The 25,103-nt window shown below is 49.5% G+C and carries 27 protein-coding genes; 14 read left to right on the top strand and 13 right to left on the bottom strand.

Features of this window, described 5'->3' with window-relative positions; all coding sequences use genetic code 11:
• Positions 1–11 precede the first annotated feature (11 nt).
• From RIH33_RS11530 to RIH33_RS11485, 10 genes are all read left to right on the top strand, one after another.
• On the top strand, positions 12–947 hold the full coding sequence (locus RIH33_RS11530) for a DUF4249 domain-containing protein (RefSeq protein WP_406652952.1): 936 nt from the start codon (positions 12–14) through the stop codon (positions 945–947).
• A 38-nt stretch (positions 948–985) separates the two neighbouring features.
• Entirely contained in the window at positions 986–1,372 is a 387-nt protein-coding gene (locus RIH33_RS11525; RefSeq protein WP_406652951.1) for a DUF6567 family protein, read from the top strand.
• A 54-nt stretch (positions 1,373–1,426) separates the two neighbouring features.
• Positions 1,427–1,621: a hypothetical protein gene (locus tag RIH33_RS11520; RefSeq protein ID WP_406652949.1), complete on the top strand. Its 195-nt coding sequence runs from the start codon at positions 1,427–1,429 to the stop codon at positions 1,619–1,621.
• The gene (locus tag RIH33_RS11515; protein ID WP_406652948.1) at positions 1,618–2,433 is read left to right on the top strand and encodes a DUF2306 domain-containing protein; all 816 of its coding nucleotides are present in this window, start codon (positions 1,618–1,620) and stop codon (positions 2,431–2,433) included. Before RIH33_RS11520 ends, RIH33_RS11515 begins: the two co-directional genes overlap by 4 nt.
• 31 nt (positions 2,434–2,464) lie before the next feature.
• The gene (locus tag RIH33_RS11510; protein ID WP_406652946.1) at positions 2,465–2,683 is read left to right on the top strand and encodes a hypothetical protein; all 219 of its coding nucleotides are present in this window, start codon (positions 2,465–2,467) and stop codon (positions 2,681–2,683) included.
• A gap of 113 nt (positions 2,684–2,796) precedes the next feature.
• On the top strand, positions 2,797–4,281 hold the full coding sequence (locus RIH33_RS11505) for a carboxypeptidase-like regulatory domain-containing protein (RefSeq protein WP_406652945.1): 1,485 nt from the start codon (positions 2,797–2,799) through the stop codon (positions 4,279–4,281).
• Between the two features lie 134 nt (positions 4,282–4,415).
• On the top strand, positions 4,416–4,874 hold the full coding sequence (locus tag RIH33_RS11500; protein WP_406652944.1) for a (2Fe-2S)-binding protein: 459 nt from the start codon (positions 4,416–4,418) through the stop codon (positions 4,872–4,874).
• Between the two features lie 17 nt (positions 4,875–4,891).
• On the top strand, positions 4,892–7,099 hold the full coding sequence (locus tag RIH33_RS11495; protein WP_406652942.1) for a molybdopterin cofactor-binding domain-containing protein: 2,208 nt from the start codon (positions 4,892–4,894) through the stop codon (positions 7,097–7,099).
• Between the two features lies 1 nt (position 7,100).
• Complete coding sequence (locus tag RIH33_RS11490) at positions 7,101–8,291, top strand: XdhC family protein (RefSeq protein ID WP_406652941.1); 1,191 nt, start codon at positions 7,101–7,103, stop codon at positions 8,289–8,291.
• Positions 8,269–8,874 (top strand): NTP transferase domain-containing protein, encoded by a 606-nt coding sequence (locus RIH33_RS11485; RefSeq protein ID WP_406652939.1) that lies wholly within the window; start codon positions 8,269–8,271, stop codon positions 8,872–8,874. The genes RIH33_RS11490 and RIH33_RS11485 overlap by 23 nt, the downstream gene beginning before the upstream one ends.
• An 8-nt stretch (positions 8,875–8,882) precedes the next feature.
• Here RIH33_RS11485 and RIH33_RS11480 read toward each other — a convergent pair whose 3' ends face one another.
• From RIH33_RS11480 to RIH33_RS11465, 4 genes are read right to left on the bottom strand one after another with little or no spacing between them, the layout of a single operon-like run.
• Positions 8,883–9,362, bottom strand: a complete 480-nt coding sequence (locus tag RIH33_RS11480; RefSeq protein WP_406652938.1) for a RidA family protein — start codon at positions 9,360–9,362, stop codon at positions 8,883–8,885.
• Positions 9,359–10,168, bottom strand: a complete 810-nt coding sequence (locus RIH33_RS11475) for an MBL fold metallo-hydrolase (protein WP_406652936.1) — start codon at positions 10,166–10,168, stop codon at positions 9,359–9,361. Before RIH33_RS11475 ends, RIH33_RS11480 begins: the two co-directional genes overlap by 4 nt.
• Before the next feature lie 58 nt (positions 10,169–10,226).
• Positions 10,227–11,099: a helix-turn-helix transcriptional regulator gene (locus tag RIH33_RS11470; RefSeq protein WP_406652935.1), complete on the bottom strand. Its 873-nt coding sequence runs from the start codon at positions 11,097–11,099 to the stop codon at positions 10,227–10,229.
• Between the two features lie 7 nt (positions 11,100–11,106).
• A complete protein-coding gene (locus tag RIH33_RS11465) occupies positions 11,107–11,700 on the bottom strand; it encodes a cysteine hydrolase family protein (protein ID WP_406652934.1) in 594 nt (197 codons plus the stop codon).
• A gap of 174 nt (positions 11,701–11,874) precedes the next feature.
• Between RIH33_RS11465 and RIH33_RS11460 the strand changes: the two genes are divergently transcribed.
• Complete coding sequence (locus RIH33_RS11460; protein WP_406652933.1) at positions 11,875–12,651, top strand: hypothetical protein; 777 nt, start codon at positions 11,875–11,877, stop codon at positions 12,649–12,651.
• Positions 12,652–12,767: 116 nt separating this feature from the next.
• Here the strand turns inward: RIH33_RS11460 and RIH33_RS11455 are convergent, their stop codons facing one another.
• The 9 genes from RIH33_RS11455 to RIH33_RS11415 all read right to left on the bottom strand — a co-directional run bounded on the left by RIH33_RS11455 (position 12,768) and on the right by RIH33_RS11415 (position 21,735).
• Complete coding sequence (locus RIH33_RS11455; RefSeq protein ID WP_406652932.1) at positions 12,768–12,953, bottom strand: hypothetical protein; 186 nt, start codon at positions 12,951–12,953, stop codon at positions 12,768–12,770.
• Between the two features lie 571 nt (positions 12,954–13,524).
• Positions 13,525–13,995 carry a hypothetical protein gene (locus RIH33_RS11450; protein ID WP_406652931.1) on the bottom strand — a complete coding sequence of 157 codons (471 nt, stop codon included), beginning with the start codon at positions 13,993–13,995 and terminating at the stop codon, positions 13,525–13,527.
• Between the two features lie 273 nt (positions 13,996–14,268).
• Complete coding sequence (locus RIH33_RS11445; protein ID WP_406652929.1) at positions 14,269–14,580, bottom strand: hypothetical protein; 312 nt, start codon at positions 14,578–14,580, stop codon at positions 14,269–14,271.
• A 1,305-nt stretch (positions 14,581–15,885) separates the two neighbouring features.
• A complete protein-coding gene (locus RIH33_RS11440; protein WP_406652928.1) occupies positions 15,886–17,286 on the bottom strand; it encodes a GH25 family lysozyme in 1,401 nt (466 codons plus the stop codon).
• Positions 17,279–17,602, bottom strand: a complete 324-nt coding sequence (locus tag RIH33_RS11435) for a hypothetical protein (protein ID WP_406652926.1) — start codon at positions 17,600–17,602, stop codon at positions 17,279–17,281. The genes RIH33_RS11440 and RIH33_RS11435 overlap by 8 nt, the downstream gene beginning before the upstream one ends.
• A gap of 12 nt (positions 17,603–17,614) precedes the next feature.
• Positions 17,615–19,072, bottom strand: a complete 1,458-nt coding sequence (locus RIH33_RS11430) for a hypothetical protein (RefSeq protein ID WP_406652924.1) — start codon at positions 19,070–19,072, stop codon at positions 17,615–17,617.
• 11 nt (positions 19,073–19,083) lie between these two features.
• Positions 19,084–19,554, bottom strand: coding sequence for a putative adhesin (locus RIH33_RS11425; RefSeq protein WP_406652922.1), 471 nt, complete (start codon positions 19,552–19,554; stop codon positions 19,084–19,086).
• Positions 19,555–19,629: 75 nt separating this feature from the next.
• Positions 19,630–20,205 (bottom strand): hypothetical protein, encoded by a 576-nt coding sequence (locus RIH33_RS11420; protein WP_406652921.1) that lies wholly within the window; start codon positions 20,203–20,205, stop codon positions 19,630–19,632.
• Between the two features lie 15 nt (positions 20,206–20,220).
• Positions 20,221–21,735 (bottom strand): hypothetical protein, encoded by a 1,515-nt coding sequence (locus tag RIH33_RS11415; protein ID WP_406652919.1) that lies wholly within the window; start codon positions 21,733–21,735, stop codon positions 20,221–20,223.
• A gap of 237 nt (positions 21,736–21,972) precedes the next feature.
• Between RIH33_RS11415 and RIH33_RS11410 the strand changes: the two genes are divergently transcribed.
• Genes RIH33_RS11410 through RIH33_RS11400 form a run of 3 tightly spaced genes read left to right on the top strand, consistent with a single transcriptional unit; the run spans position 21,973 to position 24,901 of the window.
• Positions 21,973–22,392: a hypothetical protein gene (locus RIH33_RS11410; protein ID WP_406652917.1), complete on the top strand. Its 420-nt coding sequence runs from the start codon at positions 21,973–21,975 to the stop codon at positions 22,390–22,392.
• Between the two features lie 34 nt (positions 22,393–22,426).
• Positions 22,427–24,151, top strand: coding sequence for an ATP-binding protein (locus RIH33_RS11405; protein ID WP_406652915.1), 1,725 nt, complete (start codon positions 22,427–22,429; stop codon positions 24,149–24,151).
• A gap of 3 nt (positions 24,152–24,154) precedes the next feature.
• Positions 24,155–24,901, top strand: a complete 747-nt coding sequence (locus RIH33_RS11400; protein WP_406652913.1) for a LytR/AlgR family response regulator transcription factor — start codon at positions 24,155–24,157, stop codon at positions 24,899–24,901.
• Positions 24,902–25,103: the final 202 nt, after the last annotated feature.

Below are 25,103 nucleotides of genomic sequence, written 5' to 3'. Positions count from 1 at the left end.
CATAAATGATTATGAAAAATATACTTCTAATTCTTCTCTCGGTCTTCGCTTTTGCCTGCGAAACCGAAATCACCCCGAAGCTCAACGCTCCGGCTGAAATCCTGGTCGTGGATGCATGGGTCAATCAAAAAATGGAACCTCAGAAAATAAGGATCACCAGGTCTCAGCCCTATTTTGAGCAATCCATACCTAAAAAAGTTCCGGGAGCACATGTAATGATCGAAGATCTGAATTCCGGTGAAACCTACGAGTTTCAGGAGGAAGCTGAATCATACTTTTGGTACCCCACAGATCAGCCGTTCGGTCAGGTAGGGCATCAGTATAGGCTGACGGTAACTGTGGATGGTCAGGAGTTTGAGGCCTTTTCGAAGATGGGCAGGGTGCCACCCATAGACTCCATTATTTTCCATTATAATCCCAAGGATATGATCGTGAAGCAGGATTACTACACCGCGGAGTTTGTGGCTTCAGATCCTGCGGGAGCAGGGGATACCTATTGGATCAAAGCATGGAGAAACGGGGTCTTTCTGGGCAATCCCGGAGAACTCAATATGGCTTATGATGCGGGATTTTCCGCTGGTCAGCCTGTAGATGGTCAGGAGTTTATCATTCCGCTTCGCCGGGATTTTATGAACCCATACGATCCCCATCCTGATAAGACCAATGAGTTCCTGCCACCCTACGAGGTGGGAGATTCTCTGTCCGTTGAGATTCATTCGCTGGATCACCTGGCCTTTGATTTTCTCTACGGCCTCTACTTTCAGATTGCCAGACCCGGTGGTTTTGCAGAGTTGTTTTCAATGCCTCTGGCGAATACTTCCACCAACATCTTTTCGGTGGGCGATGAAGACACTCCGGTAACCGGCTTTTTCAATACGTCAGCCGTCAGCAGCCGGGGTTTAAAACTCTCCGAAGAACTGGCGAATGCAGCATTGGAAGAAAACTAAATCAATAAACATCAAATCAAATTTTAAAATAAACGACTATGAAAAAGTTATTGAATCTTTCCGTTGTGGTAATTCTTTTGGTGATCCTCAGCTCCTGTGGAGCGAGCAACGCCTTCATGCTCAACCAGAATCAAAATGCCACGCAGGTCCACCTGGCCAGTGGTAATTACCGGGTGGTGGACAAAGTTCGAGGTAGTGCGGACGTGTCTTACGTACTGATTTTCGGAGGAATGAAGAAGAAACAACTCTTTGCCAATGCCTACGCCAATATGATGGACCAGGCAGACCTGAGCACGGGCTCCAGGGCACTGGTGAATATGGTGACGGAAGAACACCTGGGTGGAGTGCCACCATTCTTTTACAAGCGCACCGTCACCGTGAGTGCCAACATCATTGAGTTTGATAAAACGAGTTCAGCAAAGTAGACCAGCATGCTGGTCAATAATTTTCAATATTTATTCACTAAAACTATTCGCATCATGAGTACCATGAATCATAAAATACAAAAAAGTCACGGAGCACCCAGCTGCCTGTACGGGCTGGGCTTCGTGGGGGCAGCTATTTATTTTGTCTCGGAGGCCACAGGCTTCTGGATGGGCGTATTGGGGGTGCTTAAGGCCTCTGTTTGGCCGGCATTTTTCGTTTTTGAGGGGTTTAAGCAACTGGGGTTGTGAGTGTCGTCACCAAAACCCCGGCAGCACAGGATCACTCACTAAGGCTACTGAATGGATCAGCAAAAGCATGGTTCTTCACTGCCGTAGCTGGCCAATTGATGTTTGTTTTTCACATTCTGTATTTCTACGGAGGCAGCACGATTCGGGGAGATTTTGCAGCCTGGAATGAGGTGCTTTATCATGGAATCATCAGCGGGGATACCATGGGCAATGTGGCCCTGGGTATTCATTTGTTACTCGCTGCGGTGATCACTTTGGGCGGCCCCATTCAGTTGATGCCGTGGATTCAGAAGAACATGCGCCAATTTCACCGGTGGAATGGCCGGGTGTATGTGGTCACGGCAATAATCATCAGCTTGTCAGGGCTGTATATCATTTTCGCAAGAGGTGCTGTCGTTGGCCCATTTATGGGTGCAGGCAATACCCTCAACGCGCTGATGATCATCGTGTGTGCAGTGATGACTATGTATTTTGCCATGAATCGCCGGCTCGATGTACACCGCCGCTGGGCACTCCGCCTTTTTCTGGCAGTCAGCGGGGTGTGGTTTTTCAGGGTTGGTTTCGGACTCTGGATACTTATCCATCAGGGTGCGCCGGGGCATACCGATGCATTTGACGGGCCATTCGATATTTTTCTGGCTTTTGGGCATACACTTATTCCTATAGCGATCCTTGAGCTTTACCTGAGGGTGAAAGATAAGGGCAAACCGATCTTCAGGAAAGCCATGACGTTGGGGCTCGTTTTGCTGACAGCCCTGATGGCCGGAGGCATTTTCATGGCGACCATTATTTTTTGGCTGCCCGGTAGCTGAAATAGGATTTACAGACCTAAAAGGACAAAACATGAACCTCCTTATTCTTAAATCGAACATCCGTACAAGGAAAAAAGAGCGACTGGTGGCCAGGGTTTTAAACCATCATCCGTCTATTGAACGATGGACTGTGGATAGGGAGGATGTGGACCATGTGCTGAGGATAGAGTATCACAGTGCGCTAACGGACGCAGACATTGATGCACTGCTCAGGCCTTTTGGACTTTACTGCAAAGATTTACCTGAATAGAAACCAATGATGAAGCAAAATGTAATGGTAAAGAAGGGTTACGATGAGCAGACGATTCATTTCATATTGGTGATCACCATTTGACGAGGGCCTTGCTTATGTTTACTGCCACAATGAAGCGATATTGCCTTTGGTTGATCCTGTGTGTTTTTGCCGTGAGGGCACTGGGAAATGTGATATCCGGTCAGGTGTTGGATGCCGAAACGCACATGCCGCTTCCATTTGCCAGCATAGCAGTGATGGGCAGCCAATTGGGAACCATCTCTAATGCAGATGGGCATTTCGTTTTGAGCAGTGAATCCATTCTGCCCACAGACACGCTGCTATTCAGCTACATGGGGTATGAGACGCTGAAGTTAGCGGCCCGGGATTTCAGAAAAAGCACACCGGTTTATCTGCGACAGGCCGAGATCAATCTGAATGCCATTACAGTTTACTCCAGACAACTCACGGGTCTTGACATCATCGCCAGGGTGCGAGAGCACTACCCTGTAAATCATCCCAACCGGTCAGAGGTGCGCCGCATGTTTTATCACAAATTTGAGCGGACACCCTTTCCTGAAAGCAATCAGATCCGGGTCAGGCACTCAGACTTTGTAGGAATGGATAAGGAATCACTGGAGGGGTTTATAGAGATGCTGCCTGATGAATTCACAGAGTATCAGGATGCCATCGTATCCTTTTATCAACACGGCGATGAGCATAAGCTGGTGCCAGAGGAAGCTATTTCTTTGGAGGAAGGAGCGATGCAGGACCTTACCGCCACTATTGAAAAGAAGCTGGGGGCATTTTTTGAGGACATTGAAAAGAGTAAAAGCAACGAAGAGGTCTATTATAAATTCCGCTCGGGAATTTTTGCCATGAAGGCCGATACCCATCCCGACTCAGCGGCGGTGGAAGCTGAGGCAGACTCACTGCACTACAGGGTATCCACACACCAGCTCAGTAAAGAGGTGTCCTTCCTCCTCAAAGACTATGGCAGCCTGAAGAGTGATAATTGGGAATTCATCACCAAAACCAATCGGTATGATTATCACGTGAATGAAATAACCGTGTTCAACGGAGAACTGGTTTATGCACTATCATTTGCTCCGCGCGAAAGAGGCTTGTTTGAAGGAACATTGTATGTCTCCACAGAATCCTTTGCCATCCTGCAATTAGACTTTGCTTATGCTCCGGGTAAACGTAACGAAAACTTCCACTTACTGGGATTTGGTCATTCTATGAACTCCAAGAAAGGACGTGTAATATTCGAGAAGGGGTCAGACGGGTATTTTGTGAAATACATCCATGCACAGCAGCATGAAACAGCCTCGCTGGAGCGCGATTTTACCATCATGAAAAAGCAAAAGCGCTTTCTGATCGACAAAGAGCTGAATGAAATCAAGCTGAGTGCTTCGCTTACCTTTGAGATACACAGTGATTGGGAACTGCTCATTCTGGATCGGAAACCCCTGAAAGCGAACGATTTTAACCTGGTGAAACAGCCTCCGGTGGTGCTTTTCAGAAAGGAGTATTCCAATGCTCCTGATTTGTGGGACAACCGCACGGTGATTGCGCCCAGCACCGAGCTGACCGAGTACACGAGGACTGAGTAATGTATTACATCGACATCCCGTCGTTCAGTGTAGTGAAGTCTGCCAAAAAATTTATAAATTCCTTTGCAACTGGAGTGGCTTATTTTGAGCGCATTCCGGAGGGAAAGTTTTCTATAAAATCAAACTTAATATCAATGGCTTCATACGTTCTGAAAATTAATGGCAGTCGTCAATCTGTGGAGGTAGATGCTGATACCCCGGTGCTCTGGGTGCTCCGGGATCATCTGCGGCTGGTAGGTACAAAATACGGATGTGGCATGGCACAGTGTGGTGCTTGCACAGTATTGATGGATGGATATGCGGTGAGATCATGCTCAATCCCCGTGAGTTCAGTAGGGGATAAAGCGCTTACTACCATTGAAGGACTGTCAGAAAAAGGTGATCACCCCCTCCAGTTAGCCTGGGAAGAGAAGGATGTCCCTCAGTGCGGATATTGTCAGGCTGGTCAGATCATGAATGCTGCCGCCTTGCTGAGTCAAAACTCAAGTCCTACGGACGAAGAAATTGATGCAGCCATGAATGGCAACATCTGCCGCTGTGGTACCTACACCCGAATCAAGGCGGCCATCAAAATAGCAGCGCAAACCAACTGATCTTTAAAGGCATTACCATGACACTTATAACAACACAATTCAATCGAAGGTCTTTTCTGAAAGTATCAGCTGCCGCAGGCGGCGGCATGGTACTGGGTTTTAGCTGGTTGTCCGGATGCATGCCAAAAACCGAAACGGCCCTGGCCATTCCGGAGGAGTGGTTTGATATGAATGGCTTTATCAAAATTGGCGATACCGGGTTGGTGACCATATTCTCTCCCAATCCCGAAATTGGTCAGAACGTAAAGACCTCCATGCCGATGATCGTGGCAGAGGAGCTGGACGTAGACTGGAAAAACGTGGTGGTGGAGCAGGCCAAGCTCAACACCGATCTTTATCAGGGCCAGCTAGCCGGAGGCAGCCAGTCCATCAGGCGCGGGTGGGAACCCCTGCGCATGGCAGGCGCCACGGCCAGGAGGATGCTCATGGAAGCAGCAGCCAATGAATGGAAAGTGGATGTGAACGAGCTCACCACAGAAAAGGGTGTGATTACCCACAAGCGCAGTGGCAAGTCCACTACCTATGGTGCCGTAGCAGGTGCAGCCGTTTCCATTCCTGTACCGTCGGAAGTCGAACTCAAGAATCCCACGGATTTCAAATTGGTGGGTAGCCGGGTGCGCAATGTAGATGCGAAGAAAATCATCACCGGACAGCCGCTTTTCGGTCTGGACTATCATCGTGAGGGCATGCTCATTGCCATGATTGTACATCCTCCTGCGTTTGGGATGAAGCTCAAATCAATGGATGATCAAAAGGCCCGAGCGATGCCCGGGATCAGGGATGTGTTCACCATCAACACTGCTCCCGAGGAGCGCCAATGGTCAGACACGAATGCTTTTCCTGAGCTGATTGCTGTGGTAGGCACTTCTACCTGGCAGGTGATGAAAGCCAAGAAGGCCATTGTGGCCGAGTGGGAGCAGGTGACCCCCTTGGAGAATACGGAAGATCATCAGGATCAACTGGCACGAGCGCTGGAAAACACTGCTGAAGCCGACGTTCGGCGTATTGATGGTCAGCCGGATCAGGCCTTTGCAAAGGCGGCTAAGGTGATCGAAAGGACTTTTACAGCGCCTTTTCTGGCCCACAACACCATGGAGCCCATGAACTTCTTTGCGGATGTGACAGAAAACAAAGCCGAATTGGTAGGTCCCATCCAAACACCCGAATACATGGAAAAATCCATTTCGAGTTTACTGGGAATGCCTTTGGAAAACATAGAGGTGAAAATGACCCGCATGGGTGGTGGCTTTGGTCGCCGGCTATACGGGCACTTCGGACTGGAAGCAGCGGCCATTTCTCAACGCATGAAGGCTCCCGTGAAGCTTGTTTATACCCGGGAAGATGACATCTCACAGGGTACTTACCGCCCGGCTTACAGGATGACTTTCAAGGCTGGGCTGAATGCGGAGAATGAGCTGATGGCCTATGAAGTAAAAGGGGTGGGCATTGACAGTAACCCCATTTTTGCGAATCGTTTCCCGGCAGGGACGGTTGACAACTACCGGGCAGTGGGTACTGCAGTCACCTCCAATATCTCCACCGGAGCATGGCGTGCGCCCAATTCCAATTTCACGGCCGGAGCTGAGCAGGCGTTTTTGGATGAGGTAGCCGAGGCTGCCGGCCAGGACCCGATAGACTTCCGTTTGCAGCTGTTCGAACGGGCGATTAGCTCGCCTGTGGGAGAAAAGAATGATTATGAACCGGCGCGCTATGCCGGAGTGTTGAAGCTGGTAAAGGAAAAGGCCAACTGGGGAGCCGATATGCCTGGTGTTTCCAGGGGGGTGGCGGCTTACTTTTGTCACAACTCTTACGTAGCTCAGGTGATAGATCTGATCAAAGTAGAAGATCAGATCAAAATCAAGAAAGTGTGGTGCGCCGTAGATTGCGGAATCGTAGTGAATCTGGAGGGTGCACTGAACCAGATAGAAGGTGGAATCATTGACGGGATCGGGCATGCGATGTACAGTGAGCTGAGCTTTGTAAACGGTGCGCCAGAGCAGAGCAATTTTCATAACTATCGCCTGATACGACATGCCGAAGCTCCTCTGGAAATAGAGACCTTCTTTGTGGAAAACGACATTAGCCCCACAGGTCTGGGCGAACCCTCCCTGCCGCCCGCCATTGGGGCACTGGCCAATGCCATGTATCGGGCAACCAAACAGCGTTATTACAATCAGCCCTTTAGCACTGCGGCGCAGACGGAGCGTTCATTGGAAATGATTTGATATGAAAGAAGTTAAAAACATCATTGAGTCCTACGATAAGATTGATTTTTCGGCCCGGAAAGTGGTTTTAGCCACAGTAGTACGGGTGTCGGGATCGTCTTACCGAAATCCGGGTGCCAGAATGCTCATTCTCGACAATGGACAATGGGTAGGAAGCATCAGCGGCGGGTGCCTGGAGGGGGATGCCATGCGCAAAGCCAGACAAGTGATGCGGAGCCAGCAGCCCATGCTGGTCACCTATGACACCATGGATGATGATCACAATGAATTGCGCATTGGTCTGGGATGCAATGGCGTGGTGGATGTGCTGCTGGAGCCTGTAGCCGGCACGGGTGAGTTGGATGCACTCGATCACCTTCGGGGGTTATTGACCCTCAGTAAGATCGGGGTGGCCGCGCTGGTTTATCATTCGGATGATCCAAAAATCATTGCGGGTGAAAGGCTGTTGCTTTTGAATGACGAGGGTTTAAATGCTGACTATTGTTCAGATGCCCTTACGGCCAAAATTGGAGCGGATTTGGCAGCGATCCTGACATCCAGAAAATCGGAGACCAGGACTTATCCCGTAGCTGGAGGCACTTTAGAGGTACTCTTTGAGGTGGTAGAGCCCTCCATAGAAGTGCTGATATTCGGAGCAGGTGCCGATGCTCAGCCTGTGGTTAACCTGGCGAAAGGCCTCGGTTGGCGGGTGACCATCAGTGATGAGTGCATCGCCCATTTGGCGCCGGTGCACTTTCCGATGGCCGATCAGTTGGTTTCCTGTCAACGGGGTTTCGTGACCCGGGAGATTCGGGTGACTCCCTACACGGCCATTGTACTGATGTCACATAATTATGACTATGACCTGGAAGTGCTGAAGCAGGTGGTGAAATCTGAAGCTCCGTACATAGGCATCCTCGGCCCTAAGAAGCGTGCTGACAAACTGTTTGCAGCCCTGGCGGAAGCCAAAATCAACCTCACGGAACAAGACCATCAAAGGATTCATAGTCCGATAGGGTTGGATATTGGAGCCGAAACTGCCGATGAGATTGCACTGTCCATTTTATCTGAAGTGCTGGCGAAATTTGCCGGACGATCTGGCGGATTTCTGAAGTACCACAAGGGGCCTATTCATAAGCGACAGGGCATAGACGATCAGGTCTTCAAGCAGGTGTATCTCCACTCCGAGGATGATCAGCAGCAAATTGGATAAGCCGGTAGTCGGTGGCTTGCTGTTGGCTGCGGGGTCTTCTTCCCGTTTGGGACAGTCAAAGCAGCTGGTAGAATTTAACCATCAGCCCCTCCTCAGCCACACCCTGGAAACCTTGCTCAGCTCGCGACTGGATCACACCCTAACGGTGCTGGGCGCGCGGTTCCAGGAACATTTGCCCGTCATTGAGCACCTGGCCACCAGTACCTGTGTCAATGAAGCCTGGGAAAAGGGGATGGGTCACTCCCTGAAATTTGGAATGCTCCGACTGCTGGAAACTCAGCCCACCTTAGATGGGGTATTGATAGCCGTCTGTGACCAGCCTTTTCTGACCACCACACACCTCAATGGGCTGCTGGATCTTTTTACATACAACAGCCAGTCCATCGTGGCATCCGAATATCAGGGTGTACAGGGTGTGCCGGCCATTTTCCCTAAGCGCTACTTTCAGGACCTGTTGTCCATCGGTGATCAATCCGGAGCTAAAAAAATCCTTACAGCCCATGCCGACCGGCCGATCTTACGGCACCTGGAAAAAGGCGAAATCGACATAGACACCCGGGAAGATTTGGACCACCTCCGCTAACAGGACGATTAAAGCCACACCCAGCCGCGAGCTGGTTTGCGCAGGGTCAGTGATGCCGAAAGCCCCACGCTGAACCCCCTCGGAAGGGTGTGAACCCCAACGATGGAGCGCGTATGGATGCCTTTGTCGCCGAGTACATTCACAAACAGATCCGAAGCGCCGTTGACGATGAGCGGAGCTTCGTCCCAGCTTTCAGTGCTTTGGTAGTAGGCATCAATGTGATTAAGCCCTTCCAACTGATTGGGAGAGGTGTGCTTGTTGATTTGCGCCAGCACATTGAGTGCACATAGCTGCATGGCCTGGTACCCATCTTCGGTGTTAAGGTCTTGTCCCAATCTTCCCTGAAAAAGGTACTCGCCACTCTGAATGGGAAACTGAATGGCCACATAGGCGATATGGCCTCTGATGTGGAATGAGGTGTAATTCCCTCCCGGAACTGAAGGGCTGGGTAATTCCAGTCCCAGTTGTCCCAGTTTGTTTTTAATCATGGTTGAGATGTTTTTAATGGTTGATCAAATACCAAAGTCTGACCATCTTCGGGGATAAATAGTTGGTCTGAGTCCACACTTTTTTTCAGTGCTGCCCTCAATTCCGCTCTCGTGACGGTTTCGTGATCCAGGGCTCCCACATGGGTGGCTACCACCTGGCTGTCCGGAGCATAGTCACAAAGACGGGATACCTGCGCGACATCCATGATGAGCACATCACTGTCTCCGGTGTATGCCGGACCGAATACGTTGTGTTCTTTGAAAAATTTGTTAGCGCCCGCGTGACAGACAATCAATGAAGGTTGGTACCTGTCGATGTTTTGCTGCACGCCTTCATACCAGACCGTATCTCCACACCAGTAGACGGTCCTTTCACCCGGATGTTGAAACACAAATCCGGAAACCACACCCATCAGGGGGAGAATACTCCCGGTACCGTGCTGACCCGGTGTTCTGGTCAGGGTGATCTCACCTAGTTGCACCTGATCCTGCAGGGGATGTACCGCCAGAAAGCCCGCACTTCGGATGGTGTCCACGTCTTCAGGTTGACAGTAGATGGGCAGGTTCCTGGGGATGGTCGCCTGTGCCGCTTCATCAAAATGGTCCGGGTGAAGGTGGGAGACCAGGACACAGTCTACCCCCATGAGAATCTCATCCGTGTTCATGGGGAGTGGCACCGTGGGGTTGCTGGCTTTTCCTGCAAAGGAAGGTTGTGAGCCGGCTTCCGCAAAGTAAGGATCGATGAGGAAAGTGTGGCCTCCGTAGTTGATTTTGAGGGTGGCGTTTCTGATGTGTAGAAGTTCCATAAGCTTTTTTTATGCCAAAGCTAGGCGCGAAGAGGAGTGGGGTACCTATTCAAAATTGCTAATTAACTCCGGCATTGCGCAGAAGTGGGTAGAGGGAATTGGGTTCCTGCAGGCCCACCTTGTAGGCAATGTGCTCCAGGGTCATGTTGCCGGCTTTCAGGTATTCCTGCGCTTTGATGATCCTGATATGCCGGATGAGCTGATGGGGTGTGAGCCCATAGGCTTGCTTAAATATCCGAATGAAATGGAATTTGGACATGAATACCTCGGCACAGATCCGGTCCAGCGTGAGCCGGGGGTCGTGATACTGGCTGAAGATGAGGTCGCGTCCGATGGCCACTCTCCGGGCAAGCTCTCTCTGAGTGGATCTTTTCTGTGAAGGGATACGCCTGGAGGAATACTCATTTTCCCGGTAAAGGTCTTGCAGCAGTGCGCCTATGCCGACCAGAAAATCCTCGGGATTCAGTTGATTGTATCGGTTGAGCTGATCCCGCAGGGGGTTTTCCATATAGTACAGGTGATGCGACCATTCGGGGGTTTCCATGCTTTCATGCGGGGATTCCAGCAACCGATCCTGGTTGGGCGCCATCAGACTCATCAGTTGCTGATAGGTGTGCAGGCTCAGGTGAAGGTTCTGAACTTCCACGGCCTCCTTCGCTTCGATGCGGTATTCGAAGGACTGATAGGGGTTGACGAGGCAAAGTGTCTGGTGGCAGATTTGGAGTGTCTTTCCGCCTACCCTTAGGGTGGCCTCTCCGGGAGATTGGAGGGTGAAAAGGGCAAAGGAGCTTTCCGGTACGGATTTCTCAATGGCCCGGTATCGTGATTGCACCAGTACATCCGGCCATGCCAGGTCCTGGCCATCCGGTGCAGGATGGTTTCGCAACCTGGAGATGGTCGTCTGAGCCGGAAATTGACTGGCGAACATCATCAGGCCATCAGCTTAATACCTCCTGGTCTTTCCATCGCTCCAGGAGGTCCCGGGTAGTGACTATTTGGGCAAACTCTCCGCTCAGGCTCGCAATGGCCGTGTCGTGGATGAGCTGCGCACTAAAGAGCTGGCCGTCTTTCCCTTGCTTGCAAAAAGTAGCCGTGGCATCATCCACCAGCGAGGTTTCAAAGCCCAGGTTTCCAGCCATGCGGGTGGTGGTGGATACACAGTGGTCTGTGGTGAGGCCTGCTATGACCAGCTCCGTGATGTGGGCCTGATCCAATTGCGCTTTCAGGTCAGTGCCAATGAAAGCACTGTTGACGTTTTTTTCGATGACGGTTTCGCCTGGCAGGGGCGCCACCAGCGGATGAATGGCATTGCCCGGGTGCGAAGGGTGCAGGGGTGATCCCGGTGTGGTGGAGCAGTGTTTAATGTGAAAGATCGGAAAACGTTGGGCCCTCCAAAGATTCAGGAGTTCGGAAGCCCGCTGTTCAGCCTCGGGATGATTGCGCTCTCCGCCCCAGTAGGCCAGGTCGTCGAAGGCACTTTGGATGTCTATGAGTATGAGCGCCGGGCCCGGGTGGGTAGTTGGTTGGTTCATTTTTGAAAACAGTTGATCAATGCCGTTGATACGGTCAATAAAAAGGCTGGGTTTCAGAAAGGCGTGAATGAAAATGTCACGGGAGAGACGGTACCGTTGGTTAAAATACCCATTAATGGCGATTGTGGATCCTTATGGGAATGATGAGATTCGAATGAACTTAATTTCATCATTATGAGATACTTACTATCACTTTCATTCCTGACCTTATTCCTGGGTGTATCGGGTCAGTCAGCCACTGAAGAATCACTTCAGGTGGGGCAGTTGTATCAGTTTACTGCTTCAAAAGTAGCAGCAAATACAGATCAAAAATATGTGGATACAACCAATAAGCGGACTTCTTATGATGTTTCCTCGGGTTATAAGGTAATTATCGATCATTTGAGTGATGACAGTGTTTATTACAGCTATCTTAATTTCAATGATCAAGGTCTGTATAAAACCTACAACACGCCGGTCACCTGGGTGATGTCGAAAAAGGAGTTTAAAGAGATTACCAGACCGCTTTATAGCCGATACAAAGGAGCCAAAGTAGGAGTCTATACGGTGCCATTTCGCCTGAGGGGAGTAGGTGGCAAGGGTGAACCTTTCGACTTTGAGTCCAGCCTTTCGCTTACTGCCAATCTGGTATTTGGGGTAGGTTCAAGGAAAGAAAAGCATTCTATGGTGGATGGTTCGCTAGGTCTGGGGCTGACCAGTATAGCACTTGATTCTCTCAATAGCGACGTACCAGAAAATCGCACTGCTTCGGCGTTGACCATCTCATTGGGATTAGTTTACTGGCCTAATGAACAAATCAATATTGGCGCATTTGTGGGGTGGGACAAGCTTGGTCTTAAGGATCGGTCTGCCGACTGGATTTATGATGGAAAAACCTGGCTGGGCCTGGGGGTCAACATTGGTTTTGAAGCCTTGACTACCGATGAGAATGCGAAAATTGGAAAGAATTGAGGTTTAAGTTAGTGAAGGTCAGCTTTGTGGCCACCGTATAGTGAGTACCCCGTACCAGGAATGGACGGGGTGTTTTGGAGCATACTGTCAGGGGTCCCCATACAGGCATCCCCGCACTAATGCAGCTGCAGGTCTGCAAAAAGCGCTTCCAACTCAGATCGGGTCTTATTGAGTTTTTCGGCCAGTTTTGAGCACATTTTTTCTCTTTCTCCTTCTTCAAAGGCAAAGTCCAGGTCTTGCAGAATAGGATACCTCCATTTTAGCATTACTTTTTGCTCTCTCCAACTTCGTATAATATCCATAACCTGTAAGGTAAGCTAAGAATTATGGTTAAACGATCTTCAGGGACATTTCTGCCTTCTGATCTATCACATCCCTGACTTAGAGGTGACAGGGTAGGTTTGGGCAAGTCCGACAGGCGTGGAGAGGTGACAGGGGTGCTGCTTCGGGGCATACATATGAGGAAGTAGATGACCTAATAAGAGGGGAGGCACTTCGTGTGGTTTTATCCCTATCCGCTCAGGAAAGGGGCATTGATAAAGGGGCAGGATGTTACACCTGCCCCACTTTATTACCAGCCTGGAAATGGTTGATTTTAGGAATTCTTCTTAGCTTCTCGCTTGGCTTCCTTGGCCGCACGCTTTTCCATCAAATTCTTAGCCGGGGCAGTCTTATCAGACTTGGCCTTTCCTTCTTTACCCTTTGTTTTGGACATTTTGGAGTTTGTTTAAAAATGAGATTGATGTCATGATTCAAGTAAAAGTCGATAGATAATCTGAGCTGGTTGTTATATCTATCGTTCGTATTATTACATCATTCACAGATTCGCCAGAACAAGTGCAAGCCTCTAAAGTTGGCTTGCCCTTGCTGTGCTTAGAAAATATATCGGATGGAAAGGGCTCCCCCGTCACCCCAAAACCCGGAATAACCGACCAGGTTCAGGCTGGGTTTCCAGTCGATCCCAATATTGATTGGTATTTCAGAAAAATTGTATTCTATACCCAAAATACCATCTATTCCTAACACAGTATAGGTATCTCCACGATTCCCCCAATTGGTTTCGTTTCCGTCCCAGAATCCTATGTGAGCTCCAAAGCCATAGTACCAGTTGAGTCTGGGTGTATGGAAAGCCTGGTTATGGATCTCATATAGTCCTGTTACCTGAAATCCCCTCCACCTGCTGGTGAGGATACCTTCGAATGCGGCCTTATCACCAACGAAATGCTTGATGGTGAGACCATTAAAGTAGCCGCCGCGAATACCGATTCCGGTGGTATAATCCTGTGCAAAGCCTACAGATGACAAGGATAGGGTCATGATTAAAAGCAGTATTTGTTTTTTCATATAAGTATTCATTTGATAAGTGTTTGTGATAGTTGTTGTTTGCGGATCAAATAAGCTAAACGTCCTCGTATCCACTTTTGATGACCGAGGAATCACCACAGAATTTGGGACGTATTCTATGATTCAAAAACAATGAAGGTCTTTTCTTTTTAGATTTTTAAGGGTTGCCATTAAAGGTAATTTGATCTCTTCAAAAAAAAGGAGTCTCTCAACTCCACAATTTTGTTTGCTATCAGGATCTGTTTGGACCCTGCGATATCATCAATTTTTTATCTACAGCAGGATGATAAGCAATAAAATGATGATGATAAGTGCTCCAACAGAAACATAAACTCCGCCAGTGGCCAGTCTCCCTTGAATAGATTTGACTTCTTTTCGCAGTGCTTTCTTTTCCATTGAGCTCATCTCACCCTTATCCATTGCTTTGATTTCATCTAATCTGAGTAGCAGAAGGTTTGATTCTTCTGCGGAGATCGGATGAGTAATGGGGATTGGGCTTTTTGCGGGTTCTTTAGCGGCATAACTCACCCCTGAAAGGGTTAAAGCCAGCAGTAGTGTAATCATAGGCTTGAATAGATTTTTCATAGATCAGTTTTTGTGCGTGATTGAACGCTGTGAAACGTGAATGTTAATTTTGAATAAAGATCGGGGCAGGAGCAGGTAAAATCATTACATAGAAATGGACGATTGTTACATAGATCACACTTCGTATTCGGAATGACGGGCCGGGAAAAGAATGTCATTCCGGTTTCTGAGGCACGAAGAATACCGGAATCTGTTCATTGGATGGGTGGCTTTCAGAGTGTGTTTTGGTCGAATAAGGAGTGTTTTATGATAAAGACTATCCACCTGTCTGTTGGATTCGACAAGCTCACCATATAGGTTCGACAAGCTCACCATGACAGGTTGAAAGACAGCCGTGCCGTTTGTCATCCTGAGCAGGCGGTCGCAGACTGCCGTGTCGAAGGATAGACAAGAAGGAAGATCGAAATCCAACAGATTAAAGCCTAATGATAACCCCTAAAGATTCCGGTCTTTGTCCATCGCTGTGCTCGTCCAAAACCGGAATGACGGGCCGGGAAAAGAACGTCATTCCGGTTTCTGAGGCACGAAGAATACCGGAATCTGTTCATTGATAGGTAGCTTTCAGAGTGTGTTCTGGCCGAATCAAGGAGTGTTTTATGAGAAAGACTAACCACCTGTCTGTTGGATTCGACAAGCTCACCATGACAGGTTGAAAGACTGCCGTGTCGTTTGTCATCCTGAGCAGGCGGTCGCAGACAGCCGTGTCGAAGGATAGACAAGAAGGAAGATCGAAATCCAAGAGATTAAAGCCTAATAGAACCCTAAAGATTCCGGTCTTTGTCCATCGCTGCGCTCGTCCAAAACCGGAATGACGGGACGGGAAAAGAACGTCATTCCGGTTTCTGAGGCACGAAGAATACCGGAATCTCTTCCTTGGGTGGGTAGCTTTCAGAGTGTTTTTTGGTCGAATTAAGGTGTGTTTGCTGGGAAAAACTATCCACCTGCCTTATGGTTCGACGGGCTCACCATGACAGGTTGAAGGACTGCCGTGTCGATTGGTCCCCCTGGCCAGGCAGTTGCATACTGCCATGTCGTTTGTCATCCTGAGCAGGCGGTCGTTGACCGCCGTGTCGAAGGATAGACAATAAGGAAGATCGAAAACATAAGATTAAAGCCTAACGATAACCCTTGAGATTCCGGTCTTTGTCCATCGCTGCGCTCGTCCAAAACCGGAATGACGGGCCGGGAAAAGAACGTCATTCCGGTTTCTGAGGCACGAAGAATACCGGAATCTTGAGTGTGTTGCATTAAGTGTGTTAGGATTTTAGAACAAATCCATAACTTGGCAAAACCACACCAGAAATCTCAATCCCGATAAATCTCAGCCCTTTCTCCCTTAAACAAGTCCAGGTCTGTTGGGTGGGAGTCCAGGTCATAGCTGGCAGATTTTTGCCAGAATTTGTACCCTTTTCCACTCCATATCCTGGGAATGGTGGGCTGAGCGGCCTCCGTGTAGTCGGCTACCCATAGGGCGTACTGCCCGAATTTATCATTGGTGAGGTACTGGTCACCGAAGCTTGGGTCTGTGTAGATAATGGGTTTTCTGCCCGACAGGCGTTCCACATGACGCAGGAAAATGTAGAGGTCCACCTGCAGCTGTAAAGGGTCCACTTCAAAATCAGCGGGGATGCTCTCCGGCTCTATGTCCAGGATGGGCCCTATGTCAGTACTCGTCAGTTCACCCAGGGTTTTCGCAAAATGCTCCGCCTGATCCATGGGGTCCTGAGACGCATCATAAAAGTGATAGGCTCCTCTGATCAGGCCTTTTTCCGTGATCAACTTCCAGTTGGTATGGAAATCCGGGTCTACATAGGACTTCCCTTGTGTGGCTTTGCAGATCACGAAAGAGAGCCGGTCTTGCTGGTCAACCGCTTGCAGGATGTCACCATTCCACCGGGAGATGTCAATGCCACGATGGGTGGCTGGCTTGGTCTGCACGGTCGCTGCATACGGTTGGGAGGCTAACTGCTCCAGGTGCCCATTCATTGAGTCTAACCTGCTGCTGAGCTGATCTTGCTTGTAGTCCACCAGCGAGAGAGCCCGCATGTGGTGGGTAGACCGGTAATGCAGGTAGATAAACAGGCAAAGGATGGCCGCCAGGATCGCTACCCAGACGGAGATCTCGTTCCAATGGACCGTGCCCGAATCCCTGGTTTTGTGCGGAGCGTCCTGGTCATCTTCCAGGAGCTGGCGGATGGCGCCCGATACGAGCACTGAGCCCGTACAGGTGGATAAGACGGCATCAAACTGGTCATGATCGAACCTCACCCCCTGATAAATGGTGTTCTTTTTGGTGTCCAGGATTTTATGCGGATTATCAGTGTACTCGCCTTTGGCATTTAGCACAATCGGCCCGTTCTGTGTTTTGGGGTCAATGAAGTCATCCTGAATAAAGAACATAGACTTGTCACGGGTGGCCTTCCCCCGGTTGATGGAGAGGTAACCCTCGCGGTGCAGGTATTGGAGAAACGAGACCAATTCAGAAAACTGACTGACTTGCGCCGCTTTTTTGGTTTCGTCATTGAACAGCTCATTGGTCAAAAAGAGCACGGCAAAGCCCTCACTGGCCTGAATGATCAGGGCACGGCCATCCGCCTCTTTAAAAAAAACGGTTTCTAACCAGGCTGCTATCGGTTGATTCGCGCTTGGGGGTAGCTCTGAAAGGCTCTTTACCCACGATTTTTCCAGGTCAGTTAGTTTACGCATGCGCTTGAAATTCATAGATGAGGATCCCAATGGAGAGCACCGTGCTGCCCAGGCTAAAGAGGAAAAGCCGATCTGTCAATGGCCTGAGGTAGTCCTGGTCGGGTTTTCTCAGGCACAAATAGGCGGATACCGTGGTGAGCAGGTAGCCTGCTGCTGTGAGGTAAAAGCATTCATCCACCCAATAGAGGGCGCTTTTGTCGGTGACCTGAAAAAGGGTCAGAATCAAAAGACAAATCCCGGTCAGGGCAATGGAGCCGTTGAAAATGTCGCTCATTGGCCCTCCTGATTCAATGACTGGTTTGGTTGGTTTGCTCATGGCTTCAAAGCTTTATGGGTTAGAGGGGTTATTGGTGTCATCATTTTGCGGAGCAGCCGCGGAGGTTTTCTCTGCCAGATGTCTTTTTTGCCACATTTTGATCAGGTCTGATTTCGTGATGTTCTTGAGGTAAAAATGTACTGGCGAGCCCACAATGGTAGCTCCGTTGGTGATTGATTGGATGTAATTATCAAAGGCGTTCATGAGTGAGTTGATGTCCATCACCTGATTGCTGCCATGGTCTATTTTCTCCAGCCCTTTCATCACTGTGTTTATTTTGGCATTTTGGATGGACAATAGCTGATTACCCTGGCGCGCATCATCTGCCCCGGTGGAAACGGTGGGCGTGTCGGCCTCTTTATTGGCGGCTTGCAATACGGCATTGATGGCCTCCGGGTCAGGTTGCATGATTCTATTCACCCCCATGTCAATTTTGCTTGATGAAATGCTGGGAATGGCGCCCATCGCGATCAGGCTGACATGCGAGGACACCTGCTGCGTGCTCAGTGTTTTCTTCACTTCGCTGAGGGTACTTTCATTCACCCCAAAACCACCGGTGAGGTTTTCCAGCCAGCCGCCCAGTTGTAATTTCTCTTGCAGGGAGGCTATTTTGCCGTCTGCCGGCCCTTCCGAATCCGTGTTGAGGATATGCACCATCCCTACGAAGCTTGACCCATAGGCCGCCCCGGATATGATGGACAGCCCTGCGGATTTACTTCCGGAAGCCGGCGCTGTACTACCGGGTGGCATGGATGCCAGGTTACTGGTATCAATGAGATCCCCCTTGCCCACGGTAGTATTCCATATAGTTATGGCCTTTTGCAGGTCCAGCACCATGGGCTCTATCAGGGATACATTGCGATGCATGCAGCAGGCCGTGATGATGAGTGTACCGGAGATGCTGTGATTTCGGTGCTGCTGCTGTATCTGGCCGGTGGCTTGTTTGGCCAAATCTCCGGCGCCCTTTCCCAGCTCGCTATTGGCTTCTTTCACATAGGTTTCAATATTGGATAAAGTATCGTCTTCCAGGTTGCCCCCAAAAGAGAAGTATTGGGCATCCATTTTCATGGACTCATAAGCCAGCGGTCGTTGCGTGATGTTCGATTTGAGAAAGTCTACCGGACTTTCTATGTGGTTTTGTTTCAGTTCTGCCAACTGTTCCCTCACCTTCTGAATACTCGCCTCATTTTTGAGGCGAGTATTCAGGTATCCCGTTGCGGCCTGGGAGATCTGTGGATCAAGCGCTTTCATTTCACTCTTCAGGTTTGAAACGTCAACGTTCATGTCCAGCAGCTCATTGAGTGTCATGGACAAACTGCGTTTCATGGTGATCAGAGAGTTCATTTTGTCCTGAGCGGCATCAATGGCCTGATTCAGACTGGCTACCTGATCCAATGAATCGAGCACCTGGGTATCCACCACAGCGCCTAGCGTCAGTGAGGGATGGTCGTAAGGGATAGAGGTTGGCATTTTTCTGTCTGTTATCTACATACGGTCCAGAAAATATTATACTGGCCTGTGCTGTAGTGACTGATAAGGCTTGATAGATTCACCGTTTGGGTGGCGCCAAATGGTAGTCGAACGTACACGTTGTTGCCTGATGAAAGCTCATCCACATTTACTCCATTTACCACTATTGTGGATTTGGTGGCCCCGGGAAACAATCCGTCATTGTCCCATTCAGGTGTTCCGGAGTTTACCCCGATGGCATGGAGCACCCTGTCTGCTACCTGAGTGCCTCCAATTCTGGAAGCAGTTGGCGTGGCTATTTCGGAACTAAAATTTCCGCTAATAATCTTCGCAATGATGTTGTCAGACTGATTAGCGGGAATTGGAATTCCATTTCTCACGTAGGAGTACAGGGTGCATTCATTTCCCTGAGCCCGTTGGAAATTGAAGCTGGAGGTCAATTGCGCTCCATGTCCGTCAATGATTAAGTTTTTAGTTGGCATGATATGATTAGTTTAGTTTTTTGCCTACTCTATTTCCAGTTTTCGGCAACCCTGGTTGTTTGATTGGCCTGTAGGCTATTTGAAGTACATCGCCGGGTTGCCATAGGTGTTCCCGTTTAGTCTGTCAATAGAATGCGCAATGCAATAGGATTGGCCTAGTTTGGAGGTCCATGAGTACACTTTTTGACCGTTTATGGTCACGAGTTTCCGTATCGCTGCATGGGTGGTCACACCATTTGCATCAAACCAGACGGCCACTTTTTTATTGACATCACCTGCCGTGCAAGTCTTCAAACCCAGTGCCTGGTAATAGGCAATAGGGTTGGCAGGTGGGTTGTTCCAGGCGTTGGTGACTCCATGAGACCATGAGATACAATTATAGGCTACGTTCTGGTCGCCGATAATGGCCAGGTTTGGGTCTTCCTGGAGGGATGAGAAGAAGCCGGGAGTGCTCACCCCGCCAATCATAATGCTTGTTCCGGCAATCAGCGTTCGCTGAGCCGTTGTAGGTACTTGTGAAGCCACAGGCTCTGCTGTGGGTGCTATGAGTGGTAAAGCCATGATTTTAGAATTATTGATAGAGCCTACTCTATTTTCCAGTTTTCGGCTTCCCTGGTGGAGTGCTATCAGGAGGTGGAAATGCTTTTCCACCTCCCATGGATAGGCTTATGAGGCAGATGACGAAGCGTCAGACGAGGAGTCACCGGCACCAGATCCGGAAGAGCTGCTGCTGTCACCACTGTCATCGCCACTGCCCAGGGCGTTATTCATTTTGCTGGGGTGGTACTTCTTCAGCCAGGCACCGGCCAGCTCACTCTTGGTGATGGGCTTCAGGTAGTAGTTGATAGGTACCCCGATGTTTCCGGCCAAACACTTATTGATGTAGTCCTGCATGGCATCCATCATGGAGTTGGTGTCGAGGATCTGATTGCTCTTCTTATCAGAATCGCTTAATGCACTGAGTGCGCTTGTGATCCCGGCGCTTTTCATGGCGATCATCTGCTGACCGGTACGGGCGGCCTCAGCCGAGGAGCTGATGGTGTTCATTTCGTCCGTTGTGGCACCTTGCAGGGTCTGCACACCTTTCAGGGGATCGTCGTTCATGTTGAATTCCTTCACGAACATGTCCACCGAGTTGGCCTTGATGGAGGGGATAGAACCCATGACGGTGAGTGTGCAGTGGGAGGTTACATTCTGGGTGCTCAGCAGGTTTTTGGCGTCATTGGAAAAGCTACTGTCAACCCCAAAACCACCGGTCTCATGGGCCCACCAGCCTCCAACTTCAAACTGGCCCTGAATGGACTCAGCTACGGAATACATGCGCTGGGAGGAGTCAGTCTCCGTGGTATTGAGGACATGCACCATGCCTACAAAGCAGGACCCAAATGTGGCGCCTGAGAGCAGCTGCAGTTTGTTTTCACCCTGAGAGTCCTTGGTCATCATGGTTTCGATGATGCTGGCAATACTCAGGACGTTGAGTTGATCCTTGGGGAATTCCTGATTCCAGACCCTGATGGCCTTGTCTATGTCCAATATGTATGGAGCCAGGAGCAAAGCATCTTTGTGTGTACAGTTGATGCTGATCACGAGTGTTCCGGCGATGCTGTGGTTTTGGTGCTGACTGCTAACCTGCTGCTGTACCGAAGACTTCACAGTGCCAGTACCCGACTCATACCCACCAAACAGGCTGAGGGAGTCACTGACAAATCCGGCGATGGTGGAGGCGTGGGCATCGGAAGACTGCTCGTTTTTGTCGAACCCAAAATACTGACAGTTCATCTTCAATGAATCCGCTGCCAGTGGCATTTTTTTGATCTGGGACTTATTGTAGTCCATCGGGCTTTCCACGCTGCTGTTGATCATCGCTATCTTAGCTCTCAGCGGCTGGATCTTTTGCTCAGCGGCCAGTTTTATCTTGGCATAGTTGATGGCAGACTGCTGGATACTCTGACCTACTTTTACAGACTCCTGTACCAGCTCATCTGCATCGATATTCATGTTGAGCATGTCCTGAATGGTCATATCCAGACTTCTCTTCATGGCGATGAGTGAGTTGAGTTCATCCTCAGCCGCATTCACAGGTGCTTCGGCTTGGCTTATTTGCTCAATGTTGGTGAGCTTTTCCAGTGTCACGATGTTACCCAACACCAGTGAAGGATCGTATGGAATTGTCGTTGGCATAATATTACAGTTAGATTGTTTTTTTACTTACTCTTTTGAAGGCTTTTCAGTGTCCGCCATGGCAACGCGACTGCTCTTGCTGTCGAATTGTAAGTCCTAAAGTATGATTAGCGGAAATCCACTTTAGAAAAAATGGCACAAGTGGGGTGAGAATGGGTATGAGATGTTATATTCACGGAATAAGAACCAACGGCCCCCGGGTTGTATAATTCCGCAACTAACAGCTAACTCCTGACCATGAAAAAAACCAACACTACAGCTAAAGAACTTTATTATCAGAAGATTGCAGGTCCCCTTTACCCATTTTGCGACAATGCAATGGTCCACTTTGAGGATATCGGAGGGGGCCGAAAGAAAGCTTACATCAATGCCTACCTGCCTACGCTGGTAGAAGACAAGATCTCCATTGGCATTCATGACGAACAACAGATCAAACACACCGAGGTAGAGCGTCAGCTGAACAAAGGACCTCTGATGGGCACGTTGATCACCATCACCTATAAATCTCAAAAGGGAACCGGAAGCTATTTTCTATGGCAAATTGGGTTCACCTATGAGAGCAAACATCCGGTGGGTGTAGAAGACGTGGTGCTCGTGGATACCGATCCGGAGACCTCTCGCGGCACCGTCACCACGGTGAAGGATCCCGGCACTTAAGCTCAGGACAGTGGTTACACTTGTGTTTTTTTTGATGCTTTTGTTCACAACTGATCAGGAGTCTTCAACAAGCCTTCATCGGAAAGCCCTGGCTTATTTGGCTGAGTCCTGTGAGGATGAATCCACTTGCCATCAGGTAGAGGAACTAACTGCCTTGTTTCAGACGGGAGATTTCGACAAGGCTCACGAGATTCTGGTTCCGGAGTATGATCAATGCAAAGGTGAGAAGTGCCTGTTGCTGTCCCTGCTGAGGGCAAAGATCTTCTATGAGAAATCTTTGATCAGACGAGCCATTGAGGAGTATAAAGTGGCATTAACCCTCAGGGATGAGCTGGGGCCTCCATATTACGGAGCTTTTGCTATCGAGCCGGTGCTGGCCAGTTTGTTGCTGGAAGAGGAAGCCTTTTCCACCGCCATTCATTACCTGAGACCCTGGGTGGAGCGGTATTCGGAAAACAATGGGGGTGATTATTACCACAACCTTGGAATTGCCTATTTGCACCTGAAGAAGTTTGACAGCTCGGCCTTTTATTTTGAGAAAAGTATCGGGATTGAAATGGAGATGAGCGATACGTTGGGTCTGGCTATTTCCTATATGGACATGGCCAACTTGTACTATGAGCAGTACCTGGATGATCAGGCCATCCCGTATTTTCAGAAAGGCCTGGACTATGCGCTTCTTGCTCAGGATCCTGCAGTACTGCGAAATGCTTACCTGAATATGGCGGTAGTGGAAGAGAACCGTGGAGACCTGAAAAAAGCGCTTGGCTATCGCAAGGAGTATGAACAGGTGCAGGCCACCCTCTGGAGTCGTGACAAAGTATGGGAAATGGCCGAAAAGGAGAAAGCCTATGAAGTTGGCATCAGAGAACGTGAAATCACGATATTGGAGCAGCAGGAGCAGGTGAAAAATGCGGAACTCTCCAGGCAGCGATGGCAAATCAAAGCGTACTTGCTGGCTTCGGTGCTGCTGTTGATCCTTGTCGGTGTGGTGGCTGCTGGCTACCGCATGGTCAGCAGATCCAATAAGCAAATGGCAGCGCAGAAGCGGGTGCTGGAGCAGATGGACACGGCTAAGAACCGATTGTTTTCCATCGTAGCTCATGACCTTAAAGCCCCTGTGAGATCGCTGCAGCGCTCTCAGCAGAAAATGGCTGCAGCCGCCAGTGCCAGGGACAAAGAGACTTTGTTTGCGCTGGCCACAGAAAACGGAACGCTACTCAATGCCACTCAGAACTTACTGAACAACCTCCTGCAGTGGTCACTTGACCAAACCAATCAGGTTCACCTGGTGCGGGAATCCATAGTGGCCGGGCGATTGATCGGGCAGGTATTGTATGATTATGAGCCCATGTTCCGGGAGCGGGGCATTGAGCTGGTTACTGATTTTTCAGCCGACGCTGTGGTGTCCGTGGATATCCAGAGCATGAAGATTGTGTTGAGAAACCTTTTGGACAACGCACTCAAATTTACGCCCCCGGGCGGGCGGGTAAGTATTTCCACAGCCATGCAGGAAGATGAGGTCATCATAGCGCTGGAGGACAATGGCTGCGGGATGGGGCCGGAGGTGCTGAGCCAACTATTTGAAGTCAGTCAGGAGAAAATTCAGGCCGGCACGGACGGCACCACCGGGACCGGGCTGGGAATGATCCTTTGCCGGGCTTTTGTCTCACGAAATGGGGGAAGCATTGAGGTGGAAAGTCAGGTTGGGCAGAAAACTATCGTAACTTTAAAATTACCCCGGGCAAAGGAGGCATAAGAGATGGAAAAGTTAAGAGTTTTAGTGATAGAAGATGAGGCCGATCAGGCCGACGAACTGAAGCTGTTTCTGGAAAAGGGAGGGTATACTGTTTGTGGGATTGCCGATAATTTAACGGAGGGCCTGGGCCTCTTTTATGCGCTGAAGCCAGATCTGATAGTGGCGGACATCTATTTGAAGGGAAAGCCGGAGGGTATTCTGTTTGCCGAAAGGATGGGGGAGAACATGAATACCGCCAGGCCACTGATTTTCCTTACTCAGCATGCCGATTTTGAGACATTCAGTCAAGCCAAACTGGTGTCCCCTTATAGTTACCTGCTGAAGCCCTTTAATCCACTGGAGCTACAGTATGCGATAGAGCTGGCCATAGAGAAATTTGCTGTGCAACCGGGGGGGCTGAGTGTCAAAGAGAATGCCCTTTTCATGGAGGAGAGTCTCTTTGTGAAGCACAAACAGTCACTGATCAAAATTCCCGTTTCCAATATTGAGTATGTAGAGGTGGATGGCAAGTACTGTAAAATCAATGCCCGGGAAGGAAGCTTTTTAGTTCAGCTTTCTTTGGTGAAAATGGAAGAGAAGTTGCCCGCGCATTACTTCTTGAGAATCCATCGAAATTACATTATCAATCTAAATGAGATCAGGCAAATTCACCTGACCGACAATCAGGTCATTTTAAGCGATGAAAGAGCACTTCCGGTGAGCCATACCTATAAAGACATCCTGATGAAGCGCTTCGATGTGCTGCGGTGAGGCAGGTTCTTAGCGTCATGTATTTCGACAGGCTCACCATGACAGGTTGAAAGACAGCCGTGTCGATTGTCATCCTAAGCAGGCGGTCGCAGACTGCCATGTCGAAGGATAGGCAAGAAGGAAGATCGAAAACACCAAATTGAAGCCTAAATAGAACCCTTGAGATTCCGGTATTTGTCCATCGCTGTGCTCGTCCAAAACC

Origin of the sequence: Marinoscillum sp. (genome assembly GCF_040222955.1) — a bacterium.
Taxonomy (GTDB): Bacteria; Bacteroidota; Bacteroidia; order Cytophagales; family Cyclobacteriaceae; genus Marinoscillum.
The sequence above is the reverse complement of the archived record's forward strand: the minus strand, read 5'-3'. Positions and strand labels throughout refer to the sequence as shown.